This window comes from Flavobacterium sp. KY-23415 (assembly GCF_055384985.1).
In genome coordinates this window covers 2,397,726-2,413,255 of record NZ_AP044001.1, presented here as the reverse complement: position 1 = coordinate 2,413,255, position 15,530 = coordinate 2,397,726, and the positions used below count along the sequence as shown (strand labels likewise).

At 31.8% G+C, this 15,530-nt stretch carries 17 protein-coding genes; 6 read left to right on the top strand and 11 right to left on the bottom strand.

All coding sequences use genetic code 11. The features are described from left to right. Window positions 1–7: 7 nt before the first annotated feature. The 5 genes from ACZ49Z_RS10445 (at window position 8) to ACZ49Z_RS10425 (ending at window position 6,248) form a co-directional block, all read left to right on the top strand. Complete coding sequence (locus ACZ49Z_RS10445) at window positions 8–814, top strand: hypothetical protein (RefSeq protein ID WP_464304264.1); 807 nt, start codon at window positions 8–10, stop codon at window positions 812–814. 90 nt (window positions 815–904) lie between these two features. Next, a complete protein-coding gene (locus ACZ49Z_RS10440) occupies window positions 905–1,825 on the top strand; it encodes a hypothetical protein (protein WP_464304263.1) in 921 nt (306 codons plus the stop codon). Beyond that, window positions 1,815–3,170 (top strand): ATP-binding protein, encoded by a 1,356-nt coding sequence (locus ACZ49Z_RS10435; RefSeq protein ID WP_464304262.1) that lies wholly within the window; start codon window positions 1,815–1,817, stop codon window positions 3,168–3,170. The genes ACZ49Z_RS10440 and ACZ49Z_RS10435 overlap by 11 nt, the downstream gene beginning before the upstream one ends. A 3-nt stretch (window positions 3,171–3,173) precedes the next feature. Then, window positions 3,174–4,001: a glycoside hydrolase family 25 protein gene (locus tag ACZ49Z_RS10430; protein WP_464304261.1), complete on the top strand. Its 828-nt coding sequence runs from the start codon at window positions 3,174–3,176 to the stop codon at window positions 3,999–4,001. 33 nt (window positions 4,002–4,034) lie between these two features. After that, entirely contained in the window at window positions 4,035–6,248 is a 2,214-nt protein-coding gene (locus ACZ49Z_RS10425; RefSeq protein ID WP_464304260.1) for an eCIS core domain-containing protein, read from the top strand. Window positions 6,249–6,640: 392 nt separating this feature from the next. Here the strand turns inward: ACZ49Z_RS10425 and ACZ49Z_RS10420 are convergent, their stop codons facing one another. From ACZ49Z_RS10420 to ACZ49Z_RS10370, 11 genes are all read right to left on the bottom strand, one after another. Further along, entirely contained in the window at window positions 6,641–7,237 is a 597-nt protein-coding gene (locus ACZ49Z_RS10420) for a class I SAM-dependent methyltransferase (protein WP_464304259.1), read from the bottom strand. Window positions 7,238–7,842: 605 nt separating this feature from the next. After that, window positions 7,843–8,658, bottom strand: a complete 816-nt coding sequence (locus ACZ49Z_RS10415) for an endonuclease/exonuclease/phosphatase family protein (RefSeq protein WP_464304258.1) — start codon at window positions 8,656–8,658, stop codon at window positions 7,843–7,845. Between the two features lie 14 nt (window positions 8,659–8,672). Next, window positions 8,673–8,888, bottom strand: coding sequence for a hypothetical protein (locus tag ACZ49Z_RS10410; protein ID WP_464304257.1), 216 nt, complete (start codon window positions 8,886–8,888; stop codon window positions 8,673–8,675). A gap of 1 nt (window position 8,889) precedes the next feature. Then, a complete protein-coding gene (locus ACZ49Z_RS10405) occupies window positions 8,890–9,318 on the bottom strand; it encodes a hypothetical protein (RefSeq protein ID WP_464304256.1) in 429 nt (142 codons plus the stop codon). An 85-nt stretch (window positions 9,319–9,403) separates the two neighbouring features. Then, window positions 9,404–10,468, bottom strand: a complete 1,065-nt coding sequence (locus ACZ49Z_RS10400; protein ID WP_464304255.1) for a type I restriction endonuclease — start codon at window positions 10,466–10,468, stop codon at window positions 9,404–9,406. Window positions 10,469–10,656: 188 nt separating this feature from the next. Further along, window positions 10,657–10,941, bottom strand: coding sequence for a membrane protein insertion efficiency factor YidD (gene yidD, locus ACZ49Z_RS10395; protein WP_464304254.1), 285 nt, complete (start codon window positions 10,939–10,941; stop codon window positions 10,657–10,659). 2 nt (window positions 10,942–10,943) lie between these two features. Then, entirely contained in the window at window positions 10,944–11,189 is a 246-nt protein-coding gene (locus ACZ49Z_RS10390) for a hypothetical protein (RefSeq protein WP_464304253.1), read from the bottom strand. Then, the gene (locus ACZ49Z_RS10385) at window positions 11,182–11,337 is read right to left on the bottom strand and encodes a YegP family protein (protein ID WP_464304252.1); all 156 of its coding nucleotides are present in this window, start codon (window positions 11,335–11,337) and stop codon (window positions 11,182–11,184) included. The genes ACZ49Z_RS10390 and ACZ49Z_RS10385 overlap by 8 nt, the downstream gene beginning before the upstream one ends. A gap of 167 nt (window positions 11,338–11,504) precedes the next feature. After that, entirely contained in the window at window positions 11,505–12,188 is a 684-nt protein-coding gene (locus ACZ49Z_RS10380) for a DNA-binding response regulator (protein WP_464304251.1), read from the bottom strand. An 8-nt stretch (window positions 12,189–12,196) separates the two neighbouring features. Then, window positions 12,197–13,855 carry an ATP-binding protein gene (locus ACZ49Z_RS10375; RefSeq protein ID WP_464304250.1) on the bottom strand — a complete coding sequence of 553 codons (1,659 nt, stop codon included), beginning with the start codon at window positions 13,853–13,855 and terminating at the stop codon, window positions 12,197–12,199. A 41-nt stretch (window positions 13,856–13,896) separates the two neighbouring features. Next, on the bottom strand, window positions 13,897–14,061 hold the full coding sequence (locus ACZ49Z_RS10370) for a hypothetical protein (protein WP_464304249.1): 165 nt from the start codon (window positions 14,059–14,061) through the stop codon (window positions 13,897–13,899). Window positions 14,062–14,402: 341 nt separating this feature from the next. On the opposite strand from ACZ49Z_RS10370, the gene ACZ49Z_RS10365 reads away from it, so the two are divergent. Further along, window positions 14,403–15,278 (top strand): hypothetical protein, encoded by an 876-nt coding sequence (locus tag ACZ49Z_RS10365; RefSeq protein ID WP_464304248.1) that lies wholly within the window; start codon window positions 14,403–14,405, stop codon window positions 15,276–15,278. Window positions 15,279–15,530: the final 252 nt, after the last annotated feature.

The following is a 15,530-nucleotide window of genomic DNA, read 5'->3' as shown; positions in this document are numbered from 1 at the left end:
AGACAAAATGAATACAATAACCACAAAAGTACCAATGCAAGCAGTTACTGAAAATAAAAAAAGAAAATTAGATTCATTAACCTTACAAGTGTTAGACGCAACAGACGAAGTATCTCAATTGCAAGCTATAGTAAATTCTTTAACAAGCAAGTTTAACACATACACCGACTTTTTAACACAAGCAAATGCAAATCTAACACAAGCAAAAAACAATGTTAGCTTAATGAATTCCGTAGTGAATAATGCTAGAAATTTAAGTACTAATTCTAAGATTGCCTTTGATGAAGTTGTACATGCAAATAATAAAACAAAAGAAGTAGCAAAACATACTACTAATGTTATTAACAAACTTATTTATACAGCAGAAATGATTAATAAATTGGCAGGTTTAGTTACTCGAAAAAAAGCACAAAACCCACTCATTTCAGATCAATTAATTACAATGGTTACCAATGCAGGAACCAACGCAAACAATGCAGTAGCACTAACACTAGTAGCACTAAACACCACCTACACAGCACATTCTACTAATAAAAATACCGAAAATACTGCTGCTTTAGAGAATATACAAGCACAAAAGCTTCTCAGTAAGTTGACAGATGACAAAACCGAAGGCTCTAATATATCTTTAAACACCTTATTAAAAACTGCCTATACTACTGCATCAGACAGACTTAGCAAAACACAAAAAGCGTATGAAGAAACCCTTAATCAGTTAAATTTAAAAACAGCTGACTTGAACAAAGCTCAGATTAATTTAAAATCATTACAGTCTGGTTTAGCAGCAGCCAATGCAGCAGCATTGGCTTCATAAAACACGAAGGAAGTATTATATAGTTAGATTACAGTTCTTAATTATTAAAAACTGTAATCTAATATTTCCATTTAAATTAATATTAAGATTATGAATAGTATTTATAGAACATTTTATAGAAATTGCTACTTTAAAACCAATGGATACATTCCTTCTAGTCCTCTAAATAAAGTACTATTCCCTGGAGATTTCTTTCACATCATTAATGGGGAAATGGTAGTACTTGGTAACATTTTTAGTGGCAACATTATAGATACTAAAAATGTTGTGTTTGAACATGATATTAAATTGAATCCAGACTCATGGAAATTTAATGATGGTGTAACAAAGCCTTATTCTGGAAGAGGAACTGGGAATAATGCTATAGACGGTGTTTTCGAATTCAGTAAACAAATTTTAGCCTTTGAGTCTAGTGGTAGCTTCTTTTTTTCTGCTAATGAACCCGAAGCTGTAAAAATCAAAAATTGGACAGAGATTCAAAATGAATTAATAATTAAACTAACGCAAATTAATTATTCCTTTAGAAAACTTTATCTAATTACCGAAACTGCTAGTACTTCCGATTGGACTTTAGCTATAGCTGGGGCTAAAAATGCCGAGCTGGAAATTGCTAATGAAAATGAAAATTTTGGGCTTATTGACATTTTTGGGCATGCCAATTCAAAAACAATTCAATCTAAAGACATCGATTTTTACCATAGACAAGAAGAACGAAAACCTTGTTTCTTTAAAGCCAAAAAACTAAAAGAACAAGATGAAAAACTATCTGTTTTTATTAATGAACTTATCTATCAACGTTCTATAGTAAAACAATGGTGGGAAAAATTCTACTCCTATGAATTATCTCAAAATCAAGGACATGATTTATCTCAAATTAACAACAATCAAATAAGTATTTTAGATCTTTTACCTGGCAATCAACTCAATCCAAACACAGCATTACTCTATTTTCAATGGACAGATGCTACGCTAGACGATATTGAAAAACTCTTTGTAAATTATGGAAGCTAAAACAAACATAACGGTTCTTCACGAAGAGTTGAATTGGCTTGAAAAAGTAATTCAACAAGTAATTTGCAGCTATCTATTGCAAGAAGGACATGAAAACGATTGGCATACTATTCCGTTACCCGATGTAACAACAGAAAATGCAACCTATGCGAGACTGGTAAACGAATGGCAACTCAATCGCTATGAACGTTTAGCGCTTGCACTTGCTTTAGCACCACATCTCAGACCCGAAATCTTAGACATTTTCTTTGGCAAAAACGCAATGTATGACAGAGGATTTACCGAGTTTGGAGGTGTTATTGATAAAGGTCATAGCGGATTCATCCCCACAGGACAAACCTTAGTTTTTCTTATTACCGCGACTCATCAAGAACTAAGAAATGAAGTGCTTAAGATTTTTAGTAAAGAAAACATACTTATTAAAGAAGATATATTACAATTAGCCGATACCGACAATTTTATCCCAAAATTAAACGGCATCCTTAGTTTGCATCACAATTGGTTTCATTATTTCGTTACCAATGAAAAAATCAGTATTGCACAAAGCGCTTCCTTCCCTGCTCAGAAAATAACAAGTAACCTCAACTGGGAAGATGTTGTGCTAGACCCTGTTATTATGGAGCAAGTCAATGAAATACTAATTTGGTTAGAACATGGAAATACATTGTTAAACGAATGGGGATTAGATCGTAAAATCAAACCCGGTTATCGTGCTTTGTTTTATGGCCCTCCTGGCACTGGAAAATCATTAACGGCTACCCTACTTGGAAAAGCAACAAATAAGGAAGTCTATCGAATTGATTTATCTATGATTGTGTCTAAATATATAGGAGAAACCGAGAAAAATTTATCTAAAGTATTTGATATTGCTTGCGATAAAGAATGGATTTTGTTTTTTGATGAAGCCGATGCTTTATTTGGCAAACGAACTGCTGCCAATTCTTCTAATGACCGACATGCCAACCAGCAAACCGCACATTTATTGCAACTTATTGAAGATTTTCCTGGTGTCGTTATTCTGGCTTCTAATTTAAAAGCCAATATGGACGAAGCTTTTACTCGTAGATTTCAAGCGATTATTCATTTCAAGATGCCTTCGCCCGATGAACGCTATCAATTGTGGCAAAATGCTTTTTCTGGCACTTGCACATTAGCCGAAGAAATTGATGTTTACAAAATAGCCGAAGACTATGAATTAGCAGGTGGTTCTATTATTAATGTATTGCGATACTGCGCATTATCAGCCATTGGCAGGAATGATTCTGTTGTATCAAAACAAGAAATATTAAAAGGGATAAAACGAGAATTTAACAAAGAAAACAAAACCATACTCCTAAAAAATTAAACCATGTTAAAAAATCTAACAATAGCTTTGGCACTTTGGTTTCTAATCGATTGGGCCTATACCGAAAAAATAAAACCCTTTCTCATTTCAGAAATAACACCAACTGCACCTTCTAAATCAAAAGATAGTACAGATACTAATAAAACAAAAAAGAAAGACTCTCGATTTATTCTAAAAGATACAGTAACCTATGGGTTAGACATTTCACACTATCAAGGCGATTTAATTAGTGCACTAAATAAAAAAGAAGATTCGCTCTATTTTGTTATTTGTAAAGCTACAGAAGGCATCAGTAATATAGATCCCAATTTTGCCAATAATTGGACCATTTTGAAAGACAAAAAAGTAGTGCGTGGAGCCTATCATTTTTATCATTGCGATCTCGATCCCAAACAACAAGCCCAACATTTTGCTTCTGTAATCATGGAAAACCATTTCCTTGATGTTGGACAACTTCCTCCAGTTTTAGATATCGAAAACAGCGGTATGGACGGCAACTGTGGAAATTTAGAAACAGCTCAAAAAAATGTACTTACTTTTCTAGAAGAAGTAAAAAGATTAACAAAACGCATTCCTATGATCTATACCAACAAATCTACAGGAAACAAATACCTCAACAACAAAGAATTTGCTGCATATCCTTTATGGGTTGCCGCCTACACAAAAGAACTAGAACCTAGTTCTATACCTACAGCATGGAACAACGAATGGACAATATGGCAACAGTCTGAAAGTTATTCTTTTCAAGATGCTAATTTCGATTTCGATATTTTTAATGGCAACCGATTGGAGTTGAGAAAATTTATACGAAGCACCATTGTTAAAAAATAAAGAATACTTGTTTCCTTTTAAAAATACCACATTATGAACGAACAGCAACAAACCCTAGAAAATAAAACAAGTACTGTGCAAGCCGCAGCAAATACTGTTGGAAAAGAAGGAAAAGTACTGAGTGATAATCGACTTATACAAAAAAAAGCAAACAACACAGGATTACCTGATAACTTAAAATCGGGAATAGAAAACCTTTCAGGTCATGCTATGGATGATGTTAAAGTACATTACAATTCCGACAAACCTGCTCAGTTAAATGCCCATGCTTACGCACAAGGTTCTGAAATACATATAGCTTCTGGGCAAGAAAAACATTTACCTCACGAGGCTTGGCATGTGGTACAACAAAAACAAGGTCGTGTAAAACCTACTATGCAAATGAAAGGCAAGGTCAATGTGAATGATGATGTGGGGTTGGAAAAGGAAGCTGATGTGATGGGGGAAAAAGCTTTTGATAAACAGAAGTGGGCTCACGAAAATACCATGGTTCCAGTTCAAACTAAAGAATTAAAGGATGGCATTGTACAACGATACAAAGATTTAGATACTAAGGATTACCAATTAGGTGACGAAAGTAAAGATGAATATTTCTTTACAACTCAATCTGTAGATCCTGAAGTGAAGAAAGGGAAAAAAGGATATTCCATTAAACATAAAGTTACCAGATCTCATGAAAAACAAGGCTTGCTAATTTCTGATGACGGCACTATGGCCATTAATAAGACTTCTGCCCATGCCAAAGAATTTTATGCAATTGCCCAAATTTTTGATCATGCCAATAGTGTTCTTGGGAAAGCTAAAAGTAAAGTTATGCTGGTGAAATCTGGAGGTCTAAAACTAACTACCAACGATAAAGACCTATACAAAATTGTACCAATGGCTTACCAAACCGAAGAAAAATCCCAGGAAAAGGAATTTGCAAATCTGGTATCTCACATATGCATTGAAATGGCATCTGGGGTAATAGGAAGCCGTGAGCATGAGGCAGTATTTAATAAACAAGGTGACGAGGAAGAGACCGTAATTAATATACGATCCACCCCTGACGCTGGTGATCAAAAAATTGAAAGTTTAGCAAAGGGTCTGGTGGAATCGAAAAAAAATATTGACCAAAAGGAAATTCGTAAAAAAATGATCGAAGGTGATAAATTTGAAATACCTGGAAAGCGATATGGCATTGAAGCAGGTCAGGGTCAGCTGGATAAAAAAGCTGAAAAAATCGGAATTAATCAATTTGCTAAACCTAAAATTGGAGAGGCTTATGCTTCCTATAGCTTGGCAGGTGATAAAGACAAACAGATTGATCATTTGAAGACAGGTAAGAAGCGTGAAATATTGAAAAATATCTGGGGATACCATTATGCAGCGGTGGTTGCCAAAAGTAGTGATGGAAATGATACAGTGACTTTGGAAAATTTTAACAGGAATGATGATGTGTATGAACAACTTCAGAACATTATTAACAGACTTATTCTTGGTGACAAAAAGAAGTTTGCAGACATTGCAAAAACGGTAACACCTAAGTCTGGTGATGCAAGACACGAGACACAGGAAAAGCTTGTAACTGTTCTTGCAAGGGCCAGTGAGCAAAGTGAAGATAATGCATCTAAAGAGTTTGCTGAAATAATAAAATCTTACAATACAACTGAAAGTTGGTATTTCATGATGCAAGGTTCAGGTAAAGGACAAAGTTTTCATGAACAACAGGTAGAATCTGATGCTTTTACAAATACTATGACTTTAAGAGTAAGACCACAGGATAAAGCACGTGAAGAAGTTCGTTCAAAACAAACAAATTGGCTAAATAAATTTCCCTTGCCTCCCTCTCCTTTATCCAGTGAACCTGCCTTTGGTGATTTAAAACAAAAATTAAATTTGATAAAGACCGAGATTCAAAATGCGGAATCAAAAGAAAATATTGAAGACTTTTTTGATAAAGGAAAAGTAACGTTGGCCAATTCAGCAATCAGTTGTGCTGTAACAACAATAGTCCAAGCCGCTGAAAATAGTGGCGTTTCAGATTTTAGTAAGTATTCTAAATCTGTTAATACGGAAAATGACATTTTTAAAAATGCCAACATTGGTAAAGAAATCGCAACAGAAGCTTATATGAATATTGAAGACCGGATCCAAAAATTATGGTTTTATGAAACTGAGAAACATATGGCCTTTTCCATGAACCAATCAATTGTATATGCAGCAGAACAATACTTAATGTCCATTTCGACTTACTCAAAAAATTAGTGACAATCATTATATGGACAATACCTCATAACCATTTCAGATATATCAGCATTCAGGTTAACGTAGTTGGCTTATTTAATTACGTAAGTGTATTTAAGTTGTGGCTTGTGTAAAAGAACTAGCCCATAACAAAACTAAAAATAATTAGAACGTTTTTTAGGCCAATTGTTATATACGCAATGATTAAGCCTAAAACAACCACTAAAGAAAAATTAGAAAGGTTTAAAAGTATGTATGAAAAATAGAGAAATCGAAAGAGAATAAAAGTAGAGTGGTTGCTACTACTGTTGCTCAAAAGAAAAGTAATGGAAAGTAAGATTTTGGATTTGTGGAGACATCAGGAAACCAAAAAAGTTGTCTAACAAGTTTATAAAAAGTATAAAAATGTATTTCTACTTATACACCATCACCGTAAAATCCCCTTCAACATAATTTTCTTTTAGATGAACTGTATCAGAAAGCGTTTTACAAAAATCGGTGATGGTTTTGGTCAAATACGTCATTAAAATACCATCAGGATTTACTGTTTTGCTTAATAGATTGAAACCTAATGCTATGTTGCAATGGGCATACAAATGAGTTATTGCTTTAAAAATAAAATCAGGGTCGCTGTTTTTATAATTAAGTGAACCCGAAACTAAAACATAATCGACTACTGGTAAAGTGCCTTGCATGAAATCGCCTAGATAAAATGTTGTATCAGGAAAGTCTTTGTTTTTTTCAATCGCATTGTCTAAAAAAGTGGCTATCCTATCGATACCATGATAGGAAAAATTGGTAAAATGTTGGGATAAATAATAACACAAATCGCCATTACCGCAACCAATGTCTAGGATGGATTTCGTATTCAAATCGCCTATTTGTGCTAAAACTTCAAAGCGCTTTAATTGGTCTTCTTCTGAAAACCAAGCTAGACTTTGTGGACTTTCTGAACCGTATTGTTTTATCTTATCTTCGTGGAATTTTTGTATGTATAATTGGTCTAACATAATTAAGTCTTCTTTTCTATTGGAAGATTAGTATTGGTTGAGATGCTTTAAAAAATGAATACTACTAAATCTAATAGCAACGAACACATTATACAAATATACTTTTATTTTAAAAACATGTTTGCATAAAAATACTACTCATCAACTCTTTTAGCCTTATTTCTTTTCAAATAATCTTTCCTAGACTATAATTACACTCTTTTTAATTATAGAATGAACCTCTGAGGCTATAATTACACCCTTTTTAGTTATAAAATGAACCTCTGAGACTGTAATTACACCCTTTTTAATTATAGAATGAACCTCTGAGACTATAATTAAACCCTTTTTAGTTATAAAATGAACCTCTGAGACTGTAATTACACCCTTTTTAGTTATAAAATGAACCTCTGAGACTATAATTACACCCTTTTTAATTATAGAATGAACCTCTGAGACTATAATTAAACCCTTTTTAGTTATAAAATGAACCTCTGAGACTGTAATTACACCCTTTTTAGTTATAAAATAAAACCTCTGAGACTGTAATTACACCCTTTTTAGTTATAAAATGAACCGCTTATATTAATTGCGCAAATACTATACTTTATTATCTTAAAAACACTTTACAATTCCCAACTCAATTCTACTGCAATAGGCACATGGTCTGAAATATTCCGTGCTTCGTGCAAGGTTTCAAAATCTTTATAAAAATGAATCACTCTGGGGTTTAAAACTTTAATTTTCTTTGCATTATAGAAAATATTATCAAACTCAGAAGCTAAACATTTTCCATTTTTACACGCTTTTTTTAAAGATGTTTTTTGGTTTTGAAACGCTGATTGATAGCCCATTTTTTTTAAAGGGAAAAACACAGTATGCGATTGTGGGCAATTAAAATCGCCAATAAAAACAAGGTCTTTATCTGGATATAGGGTTGGGAAAAACTTAAAATATTTAATCTCCGTTTCGGGTTGCATTTTCTTTGTCTTGGCATGAAAATTCACCAATGTAAATTCTTTCTCTTGATATTTAAATGTAGCTAAATAGGGTTCTCTTTCTATTTCTTCAACATAGTTTGTGTCTAACCATGCTTCTCCTATTTTTTTAATGCGTTTGGGTTGCCATAAAAAAGCATAACGCTCGGCTTTATAGGCACTCCCAGATGTTGGATTGCTAATTACATAGTCCCATTTTGTACCTTTTCTATTGAGCTCATCTACTAACGAAGCTACTGCTTTTGCTCCTGCTCCGCTTACTACTACTTCTTGTATGGCAACTACATCAAATTCTTTTAAAACATTCGCCATATAGGCAATATCTTCTTCTGTTTTAGACATGCCAAGGTTTTCTATATTCCAAGAGCAAATTTTTACTTGCGAGAAGGAAAAGAAACATAGTAGAAAGAAAAAGAATGTGGTTATTTTTTGCTTATAAAACATGTTTCAAATATACTTTAATCTTCCCAAGCGCAAAGTTTTAATCCTAATTCTTTTGCTTCTGAAAGTTTCTTTTTGGTTATTTCGTGTTTGCAACCCGACAAGCCTCGGCAGGATTTACTCAAATGGTATTTCTTGGCTCCTTCTGTACCGCACAAATATACGTCCTCATCTTCTAGTGTTGAGAAGGAGGTTAAAAATATTACTGTTAAAAATATCAGTATTGTTTTCATATTATTCTGCTTTTAGTTCATATCGCATGCCGTCTGTATCTTTTCCTTTCATTTTCCCATAGTCATACCACTCTACTTGAATGTCTTTTTCATTACCATTTTTGTCTCTAATTATTCCAGCTCCAAATTTCCCACAGGTATTCACATTGCCGGTTACTTCGTTATTTAGACTATCGAAACCCACTATATCATAGTTGTATTCGTAATGATCGGGATACCCTGTGCGATATTCATACTTGTATTGTTCGTCAACATGATAGGTTCGTCTTTCTTCATTGTCTATTTCTTTCCTATCATCGGGTGTAATTTCTAGCACTTCATTATAGAAGTTTTCTACTTTGTTTTCTTGTTTTTGTACTGGTGGTGGTTGACTGGTTTCTTTACAAGAAATGAAAATGTATAATGCTATAAGGAGTAGTTTTTTTGTCATGTGTTTGGTTATATAGTTGTTTTTTTTTTATGTTTTCAATGTAAAATTTAAACATATAATCAGTAGTCCATTTGTATATTGATATTTATATCTGATTTACTCCTTCATAAAAACCAACTGTTTCTAGTAGTTCGGTTTCAAATTGATAAATATCATCGATGGTTTCAATAGGTAACTTGGTCTCGTTTTTCTTATCGTCAAAAACACCTAAATATTTTTTACTTCCATTTAAATGCAATCTGCATAAAGGTTTTCTATTATTATCGTCTAGTAGGATTCCGAAATACGATTGAGTATCTCTATGAACGATTCTACTTTTCGGAATTTTTCGTCTTAGAATTGCTACTACAATTTTATAGGCTTCTAGCTCTTCTTCTGTAGTTTCTATTTTTGTACTTTCTACAACTTCTTCAATTTGATCTTCTAATTGTTTTTCAGCTTCTTTATCTAGTGCAGCATTCAATCGATCGTTTACTTTTTCGCTGATGAACTGATTGCATCCTTTTTGTACTAATTCTTTAAATTCTTCTATTACTTTTTCGGTTAATCTACCAGAATATACTTTGTTAGCAAACATGCGTACAAATTCATTAGAAGGTGTATTAATTTCCTCTTGAATAAGTTTCTTTATCTCTTTGGTATATTTTAAGGAACTTGCATTATTAACAATATTATTAACGTCGAAGTTTGACTTATGAAATTTTGCAATTTCGTTTATTGTATTTTCTTTAATGCTTGTAATATCGAATTCTAAAAAAGGCTTTTGATCCATTTTGTTTTTCTCATCTAAATCGGTAAAAAACTGATATTGAATTCCGTTAGTGAGTAAAGCAAAACGTGTTTTTGTCACATGAAAATAACGCAACAATTGCGAGTTGTGAATGCTTAAATTTTCTTTCCAGTTCTTACATTCTATAATTAGAATTGGTTCATTGTTTTCGAAAATGGCATAGTCTACTTTCTCTCCTTTTTTTAATCCAATATCGGCAGTAAATTCGGGTACTACTTCGGTTGGATTAAAAGTATCATAGCCCAAAAGATTAATGAAAGGCAATACAAAAGCATGTTTGGTGGATTCTTCTGTTTCTATTTTATCCTTTAACATTACGATTTTATCTGCCAAAGCTTTAAGTTGTGTGTTTAGTTCCATATTATTTGAATTATTTATTTTCAAATTTATAACCCTTAAAAATCAATTCCTTGCGGGAATCCGTACTCAAATAAATTATTTTCAGTTTGATGTAAAAAAAGACCCAGCAAGCTTTGGGAAACTGTTGAGTTTCAAAGAGAAATTGATATTATGATAATTCTTCCTTTATCTAAAGACCCAAGATTCAATTATTCCATTATTAATCTTTCAGCAATTTCGTAGTTTGGAATTATCTCTCCATTTAAGAGAATTATTTCTTTTTCACCTGTCACTGGATTTTTAAAAAACTCATAACCATATCTGCAATTTTTATATCTAAAGTTTAAAGCTTTTAATCCTTTTAGAAATCCTTTCTCTTTAGTAATTTCAAATACATAATGTGAACATGATTTTTTGAAAATGCATCTTGGTTTTCTATACTTTGGTTTTAAAAACCAATACGATCGAATTAATAAAAGAATTATATACTTCATACTTATTTTGAAAAAACTACCATTTGTCTCGTTGTTGTATATCCTGGTTTTGCACCAACAATTCCGAAACAACCGTTATCTGGTTGCACAAATGTGGTTACACTTTCTAATCGTTCATATTTCCAACCTTGATTAGAATAATTTTTAATTAAATCTTCTAATTGTTGTGCAACATGATTTGATGTTCCTTTTTTTGAATCAATTGATGCCACAAAGGGTATTACTTTATATTCTATATTACTATTCATTATATCCATTTCTTATTGCATTATTAATACAATCCAACTTATTCACATAACCTTGTGAAGATGCTCCAACTATTCTTCCATTAATTGCAATCCTTCTCCATCTCCATTCACCAGATGCATCCTTGTAAAACTCCCATTTGTCATTCATGATTTTATTTTTTTAAAATTATTAATACCCCAAAATTATAACCCTTAAAAATCAATTCCTTGCGGGAATCCGTACTCAAATAAATTATTTTCAGTTTGATGCAAAAAAAGACCCAACAAGCTTTGGGAAGCTGTTGGGTCTTTGATGAAAATAATTTTAATATTGGTTTATATTAGTCCTAAATCTTTTGCAATGGCTATTAAATGCACATTGTTATTGGCTTTAAAACTAATTTTTAGTTTACCAATTCGTTTCTCTATAGCGCTTTTGCTACTGGGTGAAATGTTTAATTCTTTAAACTTCGTTTCAATTTCATCTTGGGTTAGTCCTAATGAAAGGTATTTGATGATTTCTAAATCATAATCGTCTATTTCACTAACTGTTCTGTCTTGAAAAACGTGTTCAATATTGGGCGAAATGTATTTTTCTTCTGTTGTGAAAACTTTTTCAATGGCATTTTTTAATTCTGGAATGCTGTTTCTGCCTTTCATGACGAAGCCATTAATTCCATGTTCTACGAAAAGCGATTTAATGCGATAGGGTTTGTCTTCTATAGAAAAAACAATGATTTTTATATTGGGCTGCAATGTTCTAACAGCTGCTATTAGCTCTTCTCCCGATTGAAGTTTTAAATCCTTTTGTCGGTAATCTTCCATAAAGGAAAGGTCGGTTATTAACAAATCATAAGGTACTTCATCTTGAACCGCTTTTCTCATTTTTAGGAAAGCATCATCACAATATTTTGAATACTCTATTTGCTCTTCAGGAATATTCAAATCTTTTAACGCTTGCACCACTGCTAAATTTAATCCATCAATATCCTCGGCAATAATTACTTTTGAAAACATCATACTTTATATTATTTGGGGAATTCCATATTAATTTTTACTCCTCTATTCTTTTCAGATTCAAATGTAATGCTTCCTTTAATACTATTCATGCGGTTTTCCATATTGCGCAATCCATTTTTAGAAATTTTTTCTATGTCGAATCCAATTCCGTTATCGGAGTACTTTATACGTATGCTTTTTTCTAGATTTTCAAACATTACAAATACAAGTGTTGCTTTACTGTGTTTTTTCATGTTTACTAATAATTCTTGCAAAACACGATGTATTTCAATTTGCTTTTCTGCACTTATTGACTCCCAATTAATCTCATTATTCCCTTTTTTAATGATATTTACTTCATCTGATTTATAGCTCGTTAGCATTTCATTTAATAGATTACCAAAATCTTTTCCTGTTTTTACACCGCTGGTTTGTTTAGATATATTTCGGGCTTTTTCATAGATGTTTTCTAAATTACCTAAGACTTTTTCTTTTCTTGTTTGTTCTACAAAATCTTGTGTTTCAAGATACATCATGGTGTTAAAAACATCATTAGCTAACTCATCGTGCAGCCTTTTTGAAATTCTGGTTTCGGTTTCATAGGCCGTTTTTTGTATTTTTTCTTTGTTCTTTTTTCTAATAAAATAGAATATAAAAACACCCGATAATACAGAAACTACAAAGAGTAGTAAATAGATTATTTTTTGACTTCTCTCATTCTCAGCATCTTTAATAGCATTACTTGATTCGTATTTTATATTTGCAAACTGATTTTTTGCTGTTTGTCTAACTGTAGTAATACTGTCGTTAATTCTAATATAGTCTTTAAAATATCCTTTTGACTCGGAAGGATTACTTAAATCTGTCAACAAACTCAGTGCTTCTAGCTTATCATCAGGACTATTTACATTAGTAGCCGATAACAACGCTTTTTCTGCAAACTCTTTGGCTAAAATTGGATTTTCCTCTTTATGAAATCTAGACAAATGAACTAAAGAAGCTATCTTTTCATAATCGTTACCAATACTATCTCGTATTCGTAATGATTCTTCAAGATAACTATATCCTTTTTCTTTTTGATTGTTTTTAAAATAAGCAAAACCCAGATTGTCTATTATTTTTGCATAATAAGAGATATTTTCTGCTTGTAAAATAGTATTATTAAGTATAGGAGTTAAAATTTCAATAGCTTCCTTATTTCTTTTTTGTTCTATATATACAACTGCAATATTATTTTTTATTATGCATTTGTATAATTCGTCATTGGTCAAATTTAAAGTTTTATCATAATATAGAAGAGCGTTATCATAATTAAATTGTTCTTGATAAGCAATTCCTAAAAGATTATATAAATTAGATTTATACATTGTTTCATCTAGGATTGACAGAGCATCGGTGGCTGTCTCTTCTAATCCAACAAAATCGGACCTTGTGTTTTGAATTTCTGCCATTCCTAATAACGCATAAACCTTTTTTTCCTTTTCATTATTCTTACAAATAAGTTTTGCCTTATTAAAAAAGTAGAATGCGCTATCTAATTGTTTGATTGAATCTTTTTCCCTAGCCTTTTCTAATAAATTTTCATAAATTTCTAATGAAGAGCCTTTAGCAGTATCTACATTATTTTGACAAGAGATGCAAGCAAATAGAAAAAATAAAATCGGGAAATGTTTCTTGATGAATTTCATTTCCCGAAGTTATTAAATTAATTTATATTACTATAAAAAAATTATGGATAAGAAGGTGGTGGTGGAGGCGGTAAAGTTCCATTTTGCCCACCAGTATCATTAGCTTGTTGATTGGTTGCTACATTTTCTGAAATATCTTCTGCTGTACACGATGTAAAGCCTACTGAAAATAAAATAACTGCTATAAATAAATATATGGTTTTCATAATTTTTACTATTAAAAATTGGACATAGGAATAGCTGTTCGAGATTTTCTCGATTTTTTGATTTAGCTATTGCCGTTAAAAATTTGCTTTTGGGAAGTGAAGTGAGCTAGAACAGAAAAGTCTTGTTTATACTTCCCAGATAAAAATTCTAATCTGTTTAGCATCACTTTGTTTAGAAGTAGTTTTGTACATTTGTTCTAATCGCGAAGTAGAACGAGAACTAATTCTGATGCAAATATTTGTCAATTTTTTGGCAGTGTTTATACGGAATTCCGAGAGTTCCAAAAATTCTAGATAAGTCCGATAAAATCTGAAATAATCCGATAAATCTGAAATGAAATATGGAAAAAGATTACTTAAATGAGTATAGAAAAAGCATCAGAAAACAATATGAAATCCAAAAAAATGGAATTCATAACAACTTTTTATTAAATCCAACTGCTGCGAACTTAAGAGATTTATGTATTTTAGTTTTTAAAGAAAATAGTAATAAAGACGACTTAACCAGCTTTAGATTATACTTTGGTTTTGATTTTACCATTAAAACGGCTCACGAGCTCAATGATGATAAAAGATTAAATAAATTAAAATCTCTAGGTAAATTTTTAAAAGGAAAATCTGAACTTAAAAACATAAATGGACTAGATTTGGCTGCACTGTTTGTAGATTTTCAAAATAGACCATATAATAAATTCTCTAAATCCTATATTAAAGAAAAAGCCTTAACTAGTGGACAAAGTGAGCCCATTAATGGAGGCATAGAAAACCCAATACCTGAAGTACTACCTAAAACACCAACTGAAGACAAAAAAACCATTTGGTTTAAAACAAATGGACTAAAAATTGCGTCTGGTTGTGTTATTATGGCAATACTTTTTTTAGGTGTGCATTATTTTATGAAAGGTGAAGAATGTATGGAATGGGTAAACGATCACTATGAAGTAGTAGATTGTGATGTTCCAAATGAAAGTGGCGATCGCTATATCAGTGCTAAGGAGGAAGATTCTTTTATTGCAGATTTTAAGAAGATTAACCCTTGCGATACACTTTCTTTTAAAGATAAAAACGGAAATGCTTGTTTATGGTATGGAAAATCTCTCACAGGAGAAATGGAGTTTTTTAATAAGCTAGCACTACACCCCGAAACCAAGAAATCTTTAAAAGAAGTGAGTGCGCATATCTTTAATACTTATATTAAGGATAAGCCTTGTGAATGATTATAAAGTTTCTTCTTGATTTTCAAATTCTTTAACAAAAACAGCCTAACAGCTCCTAAATTCAAGGAAATATTATTAACGTGAGTTCGATATTAAAATTTTAAATTAAGTATAAATAAAGTTTTTCGTCTGTTGAATGTTTTTTACGTAATAAAATGGAGTAAAAAATGTATCGAAAACTAATGAATAGGATATTTATAACATCTCGATACATTTTCAATTCTGCAAGCTGTATTGAAAACACTTGATGTG

Coding starts and splice junctions, on each gene's coding strand:
- ACZ49Z_RS10365 (WP_464304248.1), top strand. CDS start 14,403: ATGGAAAAAGATTACTTAAATGAGTATAGAAAAAGCATCAGAAAACAA.
- ACZ49Z_RS10385 (WP_464304252.1), bottom strand. CDS start 11,337: ATGAATGACAAATGGGAGTTTTACAAGGATGCATCTGGTGAATGGAGA.
- ACZ49Z_RS10435 (WP_464304262.1), top strand. CDS start 1,815: ATGGAAGCTAAAACAAACATAACGGTTCTTCACGAAGAGTTGAATTGG.
- ACZ49Z_RS10390 (WP_464304253.1), bottom strand. CDS start 11,189: ATGAATAGTAATATAGAATATAAAGTAATACCCTTTGTGGCATCAATT.
- ACZ49Z_RS10440 (WP_464304263.1), top strand. CDS start 905: ATGAATAGTATTTATAGAACATTTTATAGAAATTGCTACTTTAAAACC.
- ACZ49Z_RS10420 (WP_464304259.1), bottom strand. CDS start 7,237: ATGTTAGACCAATTATACATACAAAAATTCCACGAAGATAAGATAAAA.
- yidD (WP_464304254.1), bottom strand. CDS start 10,941: ATGAAGTATATAATTCTTTTATTAATTCGATCGTATTGGTTTTTAAAA.
- ACZ49Z_RS10425 (WP_464304260.1), top strand. CDS start 4,035: ATGAACGAACAGCAACAAACCCTAGAAAATAAAACAAGTACTGTGCAA.
- ACZ49Z_RS10410 (WP_464304257.1), bottom strand. CDS start 8,888: ATGAAAACAATACTGATATTTTTAACAGTAATATTTTTAACCTCCTTC.
- ACZ49Z_RS10370 (WP_464304249.1), bottom strand. CDS start 14,061: ATGAAAACCATATATTTATTTATAGCAGTTATTTTATTTTCAGTAGGC.
- ACZ49Z_RS10405 (WP_464304256.1), bottom strand. CDS start 9,318: ATGACAAAAAAACTACTCCTTATAGCATTATACATTTTCATTTCTTGT.
- ACZ49Z_RS10415 (WP_464304258.1), bottom strand. CDS start 8,658: ATGTTTTATAAGCAAAAAATAACCACATTCTTTTTCTTTCTACTATGT.
- ACZ49Z_RS10430 (WP_464304261.1), top strand. CDS start 3,174: ATGTTAAAAAATCTAACAATAGCTTTGGCACTTTGGTTTCTAATCGAT.
- ACZ49Z_RS10375 (WP_464304250.1), bottom strand. CDS start 13,855: ATGAAATTCATCAAGAAACATTTCCCGATTTTATTTTTTCTATTTGCT.
- ACZ49Z_RS10380 (WP_464304251.1), bottom strand. CDS start 12,188: ATGATGTTTTCAAAAGTAATTATTGCCGAGGATATTGATGGATTAAAT.
- ACZ49Z_RS10400 (WP_464304255.1), bottom strand. CDS start 10,468: ATGGAACTAAACACACAACTTAAAGCTTTGGCAGATAAAATCGTAATG.
- ACZ49Z_RS10445 (WP_464304264.1), top strand. CDS start 8: ATGAATACAATAACCACAAAAGTACCAATGCAAGCAGTTACTGAAAAT.